This window comes from Candidatus Polarisedimenticolia bacterium (assembly GCA_035764505.1).
Lineage (GTDB): Bacteria > Acidobacteriota > Polarisedimenticolia > Gp22-AA2 > AA152 > AA152.
The window spans coordinates 1-13340 of the sequence record DASTZC010000074.1; the positions used below are offsets into that span (position 1 = coordinate 1).

Genomic DNA, 13340 nt, shown 5'->3' on the forward strand with positions numbered 1-13340 from the left:
GGATGCGGGCTGGTCCGATACGCTCGAGGTCAAGACGGTGGACGAGGATGCGATGTCGGCGATGGGACGTCTTGCGGCGGATCAGGCCGACGCCCGGGAGGCCGCCGCGGCGGCGGGCATGACCCCGGTGCTGGAGGACGACGACGGCGAGCCGGGGGTTGGCGATGACGACGAAGGAGAAGGGCCTGGCGGCGGGCAGGCGGAGACCTCTATCGCCGTGGACAGCACGGGGATGCACATCGTCATCGGAACCAATGACACGCGCGGCTTCAGTCTGAATCCTCTCTCGTTGTCCGGGTATCAGTACTCCGACGACGGAGGGGTGACCTGGACGGACGGTGGCCAGCTTCCGATCACAACGGGCACGAGCACCATCGGGACGACGGTTTTTCCCCAGGTCTTCGGCGACCCGGAGGTGAAGTACCTGGGCGGCTGCAATTTCGTCTATTTCTCCATCGTCGTGAAGAAGCTCAACGCCACCGGCACGGCGCAGACGATGGGGATGCATCGCTCCACCGACTGCGGCCACACCTGGAACGGGCCGTACGAAGTGACGTCGGCCACGAACCCCCACGGCCTGCTCACCGGCGCGGCACAGAACGCGCGCGATTCCGCCGACAAGGAGTTTGCGGACGTCGATCCCGACACGGGGCGGGTCATGTTGAGCTGGTCCAACTTCACCGCCACCGCCTTCGCGGCGGGCGGCGTGGAGATCTCTACGACCTTTTCCGACAACGTCATGTCCGCCACGCCGCCGACCTGGTCGGCGCGGTCGATCCTGGGCGCCACCGCGGCCGACGGGCAGGCCTCCATCCCCCGGTTCGCGGGAGGAGGATCGAACAATGTCTATGTCGCCTGGAGACGGTTCCCTGGGGGCCTCAACCAGAACGTGGGATTCGCCCGGTCGCTGGACAACGGCGCCACCTGGAGCGCGGCGACCAACACCACGACGAGCTTCTTCACCATGGACCAGGTCCTGGGGAACGATCGCATCAACACCTCGCCTTCGCTCGCCGTTGACAATTCCGGCGGGCCGCACCAGGGAACGATGTACCTCGTCTACACCAACAACAACAATGCCGACGGCGGCGATGTCGTCTTGCAGAAGAGCACCGACAGCGGGCTGACCTTTTCAGTTTCGATCCTCCTGAGCAGCCGTCCCGGGGGCGATCGGCCGCAGTGGTTCCCCTGGGTGACGGTCGATAAGATCACGGGGCGGGTGTACGTCCACTACTACGACCAGGGGATCGCCACCAACGGCGATCTCACCCAGACGACGTTCCTCTACTCCGACGACGGCGGCGCAACCTGGAACAAGCCGATGGCGCTGAGCGACCGCCCGTACCACGCCGGCTGGGGGAACGACACCGGCCAGCCGAACCTGGGGGACTACAACCAGTCGGTGGCGCAGGGAGGGGAGCTGTTCGCCACCTGGGCGGGAACGGAGCTGAAGGGCATCGCCGATGATCAGCCGCTCGGCAACTTCAGCACGCCTGACGTCTTCTTCAAGCGGGTGTCCACGCCGAAGATCTCGCTCGACCTCGGGAGCGTGACCTTCACCGACACCAACGGCAACGGCTTCATTGACGCGGGGGAGACGGTAAACCTCCACATGCCGCTCTTCAACTACGTCACCAACCCGCTGCACGCCGCCGGAATCACGGGGATCAGCGCGACGCTGTCCACCTCCACCGCCGGAGTCACGGTAACCACCTCCGGCTCCAGCTATCCGAACATTGCCGCCGGCGCCACCGGGACCAACGACACCGACTTCGTCCTCCAGCTCGACCCGTCGTTCGTCCGCGGGACCCACATCGAGCTGGCCCTTAACGTCGCGTGCGACCAGGGAACGACGAGGCTGCTGTTTACCCAGTCGACCGGAACACCGGAGACGACGACGCTTTTGAGCGAGAACTTCAACGGCGCGGCGCCGGGTACCCTGCCGGCCGGGTGGGTGGCCGCCCACGGCGCCGGCGACAACACCATTCCTTGGACGACCAACAGCACGCTGTTCGGAACGACGTCGAACGCCGCCTTCCATCAGAACGCCGCCGACGGCCCCGCGGGCGGCCAAATGACCCGGTGGGAGCGGCTGATCAGCCCCGTCTTCTCGGTTCCGGCGGGCGCCGAGTACATGACCGTCGACATGGACGTCGCGTACGACACGGAGGACGATCCCGCCTTCAACGTCCAGGCGTTCGACGGCTTCTTCCTGCGGATCACCGACAATACGACGGGAAGAGTCCTGATCTCGGCGCTGGCGGAGGCGTTCGAGGAGGAGCTGACCACCGACGGCTTCCAGCACTATCCGAAGCACTTCCCCCGCAACAGCAACGCGCGCTACTTCGAGGACATGTCGGTCTGGGCCGGCTTCTCGAACGGGTTCAAGCATGTGCACATGAAGTTCCCCGGCGCCGGGGGACTGGCGGGGGGCCGCGCCCAGCTCCGGTTCGAGTACGCCCAGGACAGCTCCGCCACCTGCGCCACCGTGCGCCCCGGCCACACCTGCGGCGTGATGGTGGACAACGTGCTGGTCCAGAGCGTCGTGTCGGCCCAGGCCGATCTGGTGCTGACGAAGACCGCTGCGGCCCCGTCGGTGACCGCGGGCGACACCGCGACCTACAACCTCACCGTGACCAACAACGGGCCGAGCACCGCGAGCGGCGTGGTGGTGACCGACAATCTCCCCGCCGAGATGACCTTCGCCTCCTGCAGCTCGACGGGGGGCGGGATCTGCGGCGGGTCGGGCAACAACCGCACCGTCACCTTAGCCTCCCTCGCTTCCGGTGCGTCGGCGACCATCACCCTCACCGGCACTCTGGGGTGCGCGGTCCCCGACGGGACGACGGTCGTGAACAGTGCCAGCGTCAGCGCAGGCACTCCGGACAACGGCGCCGGCAACAACTCCTCGTCGGCGTCGTTCAACGCAGTGAACCCGCCGCCGCTGATCTCCTGTCCGTCGGACATCAATACCGTCAACGATCCCGGGCTCTGCTCGGCGGTGGTCACCTACCCGGATCCCACGGCCACCGATGACTGCGGTGGGGCGACGGTCACCACCGATGTGGCGTCCGGCTCCGCCTTCCCCGTCGGGGAGACGACGGTGACCGCCACTGCCGTCGACGTGGCGGGCGGCACCTCGACTTGCAGCTTCAAAGTGACGGTGGCGGACAACGAGCTCCCGGTGGTCGCGGTGAGCCTCACGCCGGATCTGCTCTGGCCTCCGAACCACCAGACGGTGAGCGTCGGCGCCACCGTGACCGCCACCGACAACTGCGGCCCGCCGACCTGCGTGCTGTCGTCGGTGACCAGCAGCGAGGCGGACAACGCCAGCGGGAATGGCGACGGCAACACAGTCGACGACATCCAGAATGCCGCTACGAGCACGCCGGATCTCTCGTTCGACCTGCGCGCGGAGCGCTCGGCCTCCGGCCAGGGTCGCGTCTACACCGCCAGTTACACCTGCAGCGACGCCTCGGCGAACGCCACGACCCAGGGAAGCGCGGTCTTCGTGCCTCACGATCAGTCAGGCGTGGAGGATCCGGTGCACCTCGACGTGACCGCCGCCGCCCAGGACGCGATGCTCACCTGGAACGCCATCGCCGGGGCCGACTACTACAGCGTCATTCGGGGCAACCGGGCGAGCCTGGCCGAGGAGCAGTATTTCATCAACCTCGGAGAGGTCGCCTGCCTCGAGACTCAGACGCAGCAGACCAGCCGGGTGGATAACGACACGCCGGCCGTCGGTGAGGTTTTCTTCTACGTGGTGGCCTATCACCATGGGACGGACAGCACCTACGGCGCCCCCACGGCCTCCAAGCCGAGGGTGCCCGGAAACAGCTGTCCGTAGGAACGCACATCGAATCGCAGCGGCAACTTCGGGGGCGGGACAAAAGTCCCGCCCCCTTTCTTTTTCTGCCGCCATCCCACGCGAATCTCGAAAACCCTGCCCGCGTCGTGAATGACCTTCCGCCTTCCGCGTCCCGCACCAGCCGTACCGGCAGCTCGCGCGCCGTGGCGGTGCGCGCGGCCAGGCTCTTCGACGTCTCGATCACGATGGCCTTGCCCGGCGCCACCGGAATCTTGATCCCGGTAATCCAACATTCGGCCGACCTCGGAACCGGAGAAGTTCAGATGGTCAGCGGCCGGGGCTCTTATTGTTTTGGAGCTGCGGGGATTACGACTCCAGAGGGACTAGTCGAGACGCAGCAAGCGTGCGGTGTCCAGTTTCATCGCCGAAAGCGCCGGCAGCAACGACGCTGCGCCCGCCGCCGACACAAGGACCACGACGGCACTCCCGAAGCTCCCCACGTCGGTGGGAGCCACGCCAATCAGAAGACTCCCGACGAGCCGCGCGCCCAGATAGGCCGCGGCGACCCCCAATCCCACACCTGCGAGGGCCGGCATGAAGGTCCGGAACATGACGCGAGACAGGATGTTCGCGGGTGTCGCGCCAAGCGCCACACGTATCCCGATCTCACGCCGTCGCAGCGTCACGAAGACCCGCGTGACGCCGTAGGTGCCCACCGCGGCGAGAACCAACGCGATGGCGCCGAACAGCACCAGCAGCGCGGCGCCGGTCCGCGGCACCCACATCGCCTGCGTCATCACTTCGGACATCGTTCGCACGTTGATCAACGGCAGATTGGGATCGGCGGCCTGGACCTCCCTCTGGATCGCACTGAGCAAGGGCCGCGGATCGGACGCTGTCTGGACATGCAGGGTGAGCTTCTTCAGGCCGGGCGTCTGGTCGTAATAAATGTAGAAATACGGATGACCGCTCTCGCCGAGCGTGTCGTATTGCGCGTCGGTCACGACACCTACCACAACGTAGGTCTCCTTGATCCCGAGTACCTGAAAACGCTGCCCCACGGGATCGCGCCGCGGCCATAAGCGCTTCGCCATCGTCTGGTTGACGATGGCCCAGCCGAATTCGGACACTTCGGCGCCATCCGACTCCTGGAAATTACGTCCGGAAACCAGCGAGATCCCCATGGTGCGGAAATAATCCAGGCCCACGGCACCAGCCTCGACGCTGAGGGCTTCCGCGTCCTCCTGACCGGCAAGCTTGATCTTCGACGCCAGGCCGGCACCGTCGAGCAGCACATGGCTCGCGACCGCCGACGAGACGACTCCCGGAACCGCCCGTGTGCGTTCGATCACGCGGCGCACGAACTCCGGTCCTCTGGCGTTGTCATAGCCCAGCATACCGAGATCGAAGCTGACGATCGCCACTCGGTCCGGATCGAAACCGGGTTGGATTTCCTGGGCGTGCTGCAGGCTGCGCACGAAGAGACCGGCGAGGATCAGCGCGACGGTGGCAAGTGTGGACTGCGCAACGAGCAGCGCCAGGCTGAAGTCGGAACGGGCGACGCGCTGCCGCGCGAGCTCTCCGCCTTTCAGCCCGTCGACCACGTTGACCCGCGACGCCTGGAGGGCGGGCACGAGCCCGAACATGGGGCCGATGATGAATGCCACGGTGCCGGTGAACAGCAAGGTGGTCCAATCAATCGGCGCCTGGAACGATGCCGGCACGAACGCCGGCCGAAGCGCCGACAGCAAGCGCAAGGCGCCCCACGCGACGCCCAGACCAACCAGCGCGCCGGCGGACGACAGCATGAGACTCTCGACCAGAAGCTGTTGCACGAGCTGTCGCCGCGACGCGCCAATCGCCAGCCGCACGGCCACTTCCCGCTTCCGGGAAGCTGATCGCGCGAGCAGCAGATTGGCCACGTTCGCACACGCGATCAGAAGCACGAGGCCGACGACAACCGCCAGAAGCCCTCCGGCGCGGACCCACGCGTCCCGCTGCGTGGGGTTCATCCGCGCCTGCGAGAACGAGCGTGTGGCGAAGCTCAAGCCCTTGTTTTCCCGGGGAAACGTCCGTGCAAGCCTGGAGGCCTCGGCTTGGAGCATCGAACGGATCTTCGGCAACCCGACGGCCGGTGTCGATCGAGCCACGATGTCGGCCACCCCGATCGAGCGATTCTGGAAGTAGAAGCCGTTCACACCGGTCAGAACCGCCCGGTTCGATGACGGCACCCACACATCGACCGCGCGCATCAGGTCGCATCCGACGAACCCGGGCGGGGCTACCCCGACGATCCGGAACGGACGGGTGTTGAGCTGAACCGTCTGATCCGCGACATCCGCCCGGCTCCCGAACCGCCGCTTCCACAAGGAATCGCTGATCACGACGTCCGGGTGCCCGTCGGCGACTTTGTCCTCCGCCGCCGTGAACGAGAACACCCGGCCGAGCGAGGCTTGCACGCCCAGCAGATCGAAATAATTTCCTGACACGATTTCGGCCGACACCTGCTCCGGTTGGCCGGCGGCAGTCGACAGGCCGACGGGAATGGGCGAGTACGCGGCCAGGCCGAACGGCACCGAGTCGCGCAGATCCTCGTAGTTCTTGAACGAGGTCTGATGCAGGCCAGGATTCACGGAGCTGGCGGAGTAGAGCGCGACGAGTGTGCGTGGGTCGCTCACGGGAGCGGACTTGAGCAGAAGCGCGTTCATCACGCTGAACACGGCACTGTTCGCGCCCATCCCCAGCGCCAGCGAGAGAACGGCGGCGCCCGTCAACAGCGGATGCGCGACCCAGGTCCGCCAGGCGTACCGGACATCCCGGCTGAAAAGCCGCTCAATAGATGGCCACCAGACTTCGTAGCTGTCCTCCTCAATCATCGTAACGTTCCCAAACTCGCGGCGAGCGGTTACGGCCGCCTCCTCTCGGGACATCCCGCCTGCAACCAGCTCCTCCGTCTTCTCGTGAAGGTGCTCCTTGATCTCCTCCGAGAGATCACCGTAGAAGCGGCGGCGCACGAACAGCTGCTTCAACCAATTCATGATTCACCCGGCGCCAGGACACGCGTGATTCCCTCGAGCATCCTTTCAAAACGCGACACCTCATTCTTCAAATGCTTCGCCCCGGCCGACGTCAGCCTGTAAACGCGAACGCGACGATTGGTGGAGGAGATGCGCCACTCGGCTTTCAGCAGCTCCGCCTTGAGAAGGCGCTGGAGGGCAGGATAGAGCGACCCTTCCTCAATCTGGAGCAGATCGTCGGACGTTCGTCGAATCTGCTGCGCGAGGGCGTACCCATGGAGGGGCTGTCGCTCGAGCGTTCGAAGAATCATCATCTCCAAGGCGCCGGGAAAGAGGTCTCGTTGCTCACGTTTTTTCACGGTGGGGGCTGGTCTCCTGATTGCGATTCAGCCTGTTCCGATCTAGGCCTAGAGCAAAATAGTATGAGACTGACCTTGAAGTCAAGAGGGGCGCGGCGCCGATTTCCAGGCCCCTCGTCGCCTGGAGCTCCGGAGGGCGCGGCCGTGATTCACTGCTGATCCGACCCGAGCCGCGCCGGTCAGGGACAGGCCGGAATGCTGGCGTCCCGCAACGTGCTCCCGTAGGTGGCGACTCCACAAGAGTTCCGTCCCCGCACCAGGTACCAGCTCCCCGTTTGTATCGCAGGGACCGGGCGTACGTCGGAGAAGGTAGCGGTCGTGCTGTTCTGCAGGCACGCCGCCGGGGAGAAGACAATCCCGCCGGTCGACGGAAGACTCCCGGAAACGAGGTCGTAAAGCGTGCCTGACCCCGCCGCAATCGCCTGACTGTCCCATGCGAGGCTGGAGGGGCTCACCGTCAGGACCTTGAGATTCGATACTTCCACCGGAGCTTTCAGGATCGAGGCGTCCGCATCGTTGCAGTCGTTCCCGCCACAGGCGGCATCGACGTGGCCATCGCCGTCGGCGTCCCGAAGGGGGCCGGCGGCGCAGATTCCGGAGAGGCAGGTGTCGTTCACGGTGCAGGGATTTCCGTCGCTGCAGGTGCCTCCGTTTCCCGAGACCGTCGCGTTGGTCGTCACGGCTCCGGAGCGGCACGCTCCGACCGTCACCGAGACGCTGTAAGTGCCGGAAGCTGCCGACGTGGTGGAGGGGATCACCGGATTCTGTGCGCTGGATGTGAATCCGTTGGGACCGGTCCAGGCGTAAGTTGCGCCGGGCACCGTCGAGGCGGCGAGATGCAGCGCCTGTCCGGCGCAGACGGGAGAATCACTGGAGACGGCCGGTGCCACCAGCCCCGTCGCGATGCTGAGGAGGCCCTTTCCCGTGGCCGACTGGCCATCCGGGTTGGTGATGGTGATGTCCTGAGCGCCCGGCGAGGCACCCGTCGTCGAGAGGTGGAGCGTGAGGTGGTTCGGGTCCGTGAAGGTGACGCTCCTGACGGTGACTCCCCCCGTCACCGACGCCTTGATATGGCTGAGGTAGCCCGGGCCGCCGGTGTCGGGGCCGGGATCGAAAAACTCCGTCCCGGCCGAAGTGGAGCCGGTCACGGTCACGTCGACGGAGGCGAGACCCTCGCAGAGGGAGGCCGGTGAGGCGGAGGAGGGGACGGCGGGAGCAGGAGCCTTCAGCTGGATGACCTGCACTCCCCAGGAGTTCGTGCGGTCGCAATCCTCCTGGAAGGTCCACAAGGTCTGGTCGTCATTGGGATCCACCACGGAGTGGGAGTAATCGCCCCAGCGCTGCCCGTCCTCTGCCTGCAGGTTGTAGGCGGTGTTGCTCACCAACGCCAGCGTCGCCGCCCGGGTGGTTCCCAGCGTGTCGGTGCGCAGACGTCCGGAGGTGGAAATCCCGGCGAAGTCATTGGCGCTCGCGTAGCTCGTCCCCATGGCCATGTGCCCCTGGCCGTTTTCCGCTACCGTAGCCATCCAGAACCCCCGGGGATTCGTGGAGGCGGGATCGCACAGCGTCCCGGCCTGCCTGAGCGAAGGGGTCGTCGTGAGGTTTTCGAATTCGTACCAGCGCGAACCGTTCCTGGGATTGATCGAGGTTGCCACGCATTGATCGTCGACACCGATGTTGTGGGCGGTCCAGAGGGTCGAGGCTCCGGTGATCTTGTTCTTGTGGATGGTGGCGGCGAACAACCGGTCGTCTGTAGCGTCGAGCCTCCTGTTGAGGTTGGATCCCTCCACCACCTGGCGAACTGGAAAGCTGGTCGCAGGAATGCCCGAAGGGGTCAGGTTTCCTGAAATCGAAGGGACTCCCCCCGGATTCGTCACTCTCCTGATCTGGATGGTGTTGAAAGTCAGCGTATCGACTCCGATGAAGTACCCCTCCGTCGCGGCGGGGTCGTCGTTGGAGACGCCCCTCGGGGCAAAGGGACCCGGGATAGCGCCGGAGGCCAGCTGGCGAAACGCGGTGACCGTCAGCGTCCCTGCCAGAAGGCTTCCCTTGTTCACGACGAACCCGGTGGTGCCGGAGAGACTTGTGCCCGCCTGGTTGAAAACGTCGACGCCGATGTAAAGAGCGAACCGGTCGACGCCGAGGCTGTCGTAGTCGGCGAACTGTCCTGTGTCGGCGTTGGGCGTCGTCCCGACCAGGTCGTGCTGGAACTGAAAAAAGGTGAAGGAGGTCGTGCCGGTAATGGTGGGGCCGGAGCTCACGGCAATCAGGACCTTGTTGGCGATGGAGGTCGCGGGAAGGCTCAGCGCCGTGACGAACCAGCGCTGAGAAAGCCGGTCATAGCGCACCTGGGGATCGGTCACTTCCTCGTTTGCAGAGAGGACTGAAGCGAAGAACGTCGTGCCGGTCACGTTCAACGCTCCGAGGACGCCATTTCGGGCGAACAGCTTCACGCGGCCGTTCTCCATAAAGAGGATCTGGGTTGGCCCGATGTCCCCCATGCTGTCGGGAGGGGCGAAGCCTGATTCCGAGACGGTGGCCCCCTCAAAGCTGATTCCGGGAGTCTGGGGGCTGAGGGGACCGATCCCCGAGTCCGGGAGCGGCCCGCCCGATCTTGACGTGGACGCCGAAGCCTCGGCGGGGGGCCACTGTGAGACGGCCGGCGCCGGTGGATTGCGGAGATAGGACGGGTCCCGCGGCGGAGCTTCCCGTGTCTCGCGGATGGGACGTGGTCCCTGGGGGACTTTCCGCGCTTCCCGCTCCATGATCCCCGCCACGGTCTCCGTGATTCCAGGCTCGCCTTTCCATGGTGTCCCTTTCGCTTCAACAGAAGCTTCGGGATGTGCGACGCTCGCCGGCTCCTCCATCTCTGCCGGAGCTGGCCGTGCCTGGGTCGCAGCTATGCTCCATGACCCGACCGCCAGGGACCCGATAAGCAACAGGACCCTGAATACCGGACCAACCTTCCAATCCGTCTGTCGCTTTCTCATGGCAGTGCTCCCTTCGGGCGGAATCCTGAGCAGTTTCGTCATCGCTTTCCGTGCGCTCGCCGGGAAGAGGCGCACTGCACTGTCCACGCCAACTCGACTCCGATGACGGGCCTTGGATGCAATCCATTCAGAAGAAAGCAGATTTACGGACGCTGGGGCTCGGCGCGTTCGGGCCAAGTCGCCAGGGATCGCCACCCGGTTGGCAGAATGCCAATGCTGTGGGGGAAGGGCGAAGCCTCCCCTCCTTGCCTTGAATTTCTTATCCGGCGCATACTTCCTGGCAAAGAAAACTCTCTGACGGAGGCTTTGACCATGCGAAGAATCGCCGTGTGCGGTGCTGCATTGGTGTGTGGTTGCGCGGTGTTGGCTCTCGGTGGGCCATCGGCCCAGAGGACAGTCTTACCAGGCGGGAGCGGGAGCCCAGGCCTGAGGGCGACCGCCGTCGGGTTTGTCGGTGTTACGACCGAGACTTTCCGGACGGGCGTCGGGGCGCTGGTCGCGAGTCGAGCCTGCTATGCGGAATTTCCTTCCACAAGATTGTGTGAGTGGGCCGACGTGTTTCGCTCCATTCCACCACCAGCTCTCGATACCGATGTCCTGATTGCAGAGAATTACGCGACAAACCCGAGGACGACGTGCATCACATCCGATGGTGATCTCAAGTGCAAGCCTGGCGCATTACTTCCGGCAGCCTGCTGCGGCTCCTCCATCCCAGGCCAGAGCCTCGTCTATACCCTCTTGACCTTCGACAATACGTCGCCCGGCTGTTCCTCGGATTCAACTGTGTCGGACTGCAGCCAGACAATTTGCCTCGACGCCCAGGCCGTGGACTCGTCCGGCAATGGCGTCCCGGGGGTCGTGCTCCTCTTTCAGTTGCAGAACAACGTGGTCGGCAGCAACACGTTCAATGGGGTGTTCACTCCGTCTCAGGCGTTGACCGATTCGAACGGCAAGGTGTTCGCGACGTTCCATCCCGCCTCGGACTGCCAGGCGCAGTGCGGCGGCGGCAAGGCGTGCCAGGCGGAGATGATCGTCACCACGTCCGGCGGCGCCTTTCCGAGTCTGCCCCTGACGCTGACGATTAACATTCCCTGATGGAGGTAGCCTTCGTCGTGAGTGCCTGTCGATTGCGGCCAAGCCGCCGAAGGCAGAAGTCGGGCCTTGTATGTCTCCGTGAGGGTCGACAAGTGATACAGTGGCACGCAGGCGGTTCACTCTTGGGGGGAGGCGGCAAATGATCAAGGTTGCAAGCATCTTGTTGGCAGTGGTGCTGCTCAGCATGGCAACTGCGTCGGCTCAGCAGGTCGGCGACATGCAAGCTTTGGCCAAGTGGGCGGGCGCCAAGCTCGTTCACTTTCACATCGAAGGCCTGCACCAAGGGGATACCGGGGTGGTGGAGAGCGGGGCTTATGGGACGGCGGAAGTGACGGACCACCTCACCATGGATTTCGACTATTGGCTCATGGAAAACAAGGTCGAGGGACCCGTCAAATTCCAGAACTTCAAGTCGATCACGAAGACCGGCCCTCACTCGGAGGCGGGGTGTGCCATTCTCAAGGGCGAGTACGAGCATCTGGATGCCAAGGAGATTACGGTGGAGCCCGGCCAGGTGAAAATCAAGGGAACGCGTTCTTTCCCAGCGGCCGACGTGGCCTTCCACTGTCCCGATGACATGGCCCGTACGCCTGTTGCCGCCAAGCAGGTGCCCGCCGAGGAGCACTTCAACATCCAGCACCCCGCAACCCTTCTCATGGGCGGCTCAACTTCTTCCGACACCAAGGTCGCTCCAGATAGGAAGTCCTACAGCCTGCAAATCGGCGGACCCACCGGCTGGACGTGGACGTTCACACCCACCCTCCTGAAGTAGGGCGCAGGGGCCTTCCTGGGCGCACCGCGTGTCCGCGACGCGCCCCTCTAGTTTTCCTAAGCTAACCCAGGACGATAGTCCTCAGTCCGCTCCCTTATTGGCAACAATCTTGTGGACAGGACTGGCAAGTCTCGGCCGTGCCTGTTGCTCCGGGATCGCACACCCCATCGTCACAGCTCGGGTCACAAGAGCCCCCCATCGACGGTTGGAGCCGGAAGTTACCTTCCTGGATGAAATGCGAGACCCGGTAGGCGACCGGCGAATTCGGATCGGTCGTGCAATGAATCTCGATTTCATACGCATCAGGACATTCCGAGCAGCTCTGGGCCAGGCAGAGCGGGTGCAGGGCCGTCTTCACTGGGTCGGCCACTGAGTCGACCAGGCACACATCACCCCATGCGCAGTTGTTGATTTCAACTGCCCCATTGGGCTCAGCACTCTTGCAGGATTCATCCATCCTGCACGCCCCCGCAGCCTTCTGGAAGATGCCTGCAGGCTCGCCGAAGTCACTGACGTGGGCCTTGTAGTAGTGGAGCGTCCCATTGGACTTGTTGCTCCACGGCACCGGTTGATTCGCACCGCATGCACTGAAATCGGGAAGCGGGACGTCCTTTCCCTTGACCTTCTCGTTGCGGAAAACGCCGGTCCCTTCCCAGAAGATCTGCTTGAAGGGTGCCGGCGATGCCTGCACGCACCAGCCGGGGTCGGCGCACAGGACGCTCTTGATGAACGCCTCATTCGGCGCTGCAGGCGTCCCCGAATCGAACGTAAAGGCACCGCCCCTCAGGCTGCCGGTGTCGTCCGGTCCGCTGCGGTGGTTGTGCTCCCATTCGCCCCACGGACAATGTGTTTTCCGTCCGGGGTCGTTCGGGCAATCGCCGTTGGTCGCGCACGATTTGCCACCATTCAACCCACCCGTGCACACACTTGATACGCACTTGCCCTTCGGCGGCAGATCGCAGCAGCCCGTCTCGTCCGGTGCGCCGACCTCACCGCCCGTCGTGTAGACCTTGCCGTTCTCATCGAACTCGGCGTCCACCACATCGAACTTGTGTCCACTGGTCATGCGACAAGAGCCCTGCACGAGACAGGTTACGTTGGCCGTGTCTGAGCAGACAGAGCCCGGCAGAGCGCAGGCGTCCCGCTGAGTCGCCTGGCAAATGGCGGAAGAGATTGTGGCGGTATTGATGCCCGCGACCTCCGAACAGAGGCACGACGTGCCAGCCGGGATGCCACCCGTGCACTTGGGTGCCGTAAAGACACCTGCCGTCTGCTTGCAGACGGTTGCGCCTGGTT

7 protein-coding genes are annotated in these 13340 nt (G+C 64.6%); 3 read left to right on the forward strand and 4 right to left on the reverse strand.

The window, feature by feature from the left end; translation table 11 throughout:
- Positions 1–3850: HYR domain-containing protein (locus VFW45_05085; protein ID HEU5180142.1), on the forward strand; the 3850-nt coding region annotated here is incomplete at its 5' end.
- Between the two features lie 344 nt (positions 3851–4194).
- Here the strand turns inward: VFW45_05085 and VFW45_05090 are convergent.
- The 3 genes from VFW45_05090 to VFW45_05100 form a co-directional block, all read right to left on the reverse strand.
- Complete coding sequence (locus tag VFW45_05090) at positions 4195–6849, reverse strand: ABC transporter permease (protein ID HEU5180143.1); 2655 nt, start codon at positions 6847–6849, stop codon at positions 4195–4197.
- A complete protein-coding gene (locus tag VFW45_05095; protein HEU5180144.1) occupies positions 6846–7187 on the reverse strand; it encodes a PadR family transcriptional regulator in 342 nt (113 codons plus the stop codon). Before VFW45_05095 ends, VFW45_05090 begins: the two co-directional genes overlap by 4 nt.
- 179 nt (positions 7188–7366) lie before the next feature.
- Positions 7367–9640, reverse strand: coding sequence for a hypothetical protein (locus tag VFW45_05100; GenBank protein HEU5180145.1), 2274 nt, complete (start codon positions 9638–9640; stop codon positions 7367–7369).
- 1320 nt (positions 9641–10960) lie between these two features.
- Here VFW45_05100 and VFW45_05105 point away from each other — a divergent pair.
- Both VFW45_05105 and VFW45_05110 read left to right on the forward strand, forming a co-directional pair.
- On the forward strand, positions 10961–11272 hold the full coding sequence (locus VFW45_05105; protein HEU5180146.1) for a hypothetical protein: 312 nt from the start codon (positions 10961–10963) through the stop codon (positions 11270–11272).
- Positions 11273–11411: 139 nt separating this feature from the next.
- Positions 11412–12044: a hypothetical protein gene (locus tag VFW45_05110; protein ID HEU5180147.1), complete on the forward strand. Its 633-nt coding sequence runs from the start codon at positions 11412–11414 to the stop codon at positions 12042–12044.
- Positions 12045–12138: 94 nt separating this feature from the next.
- Here VFW45_05110 and VFW45_05115 read toward each other — a convergent pair.
- On the reverse strand, positions 12139–13340 hold a 1202-nt coding region (locus VFW45_05115; GenBank protein HEU5180148.1), incomplete at its 5' end, for a hypothetical protein.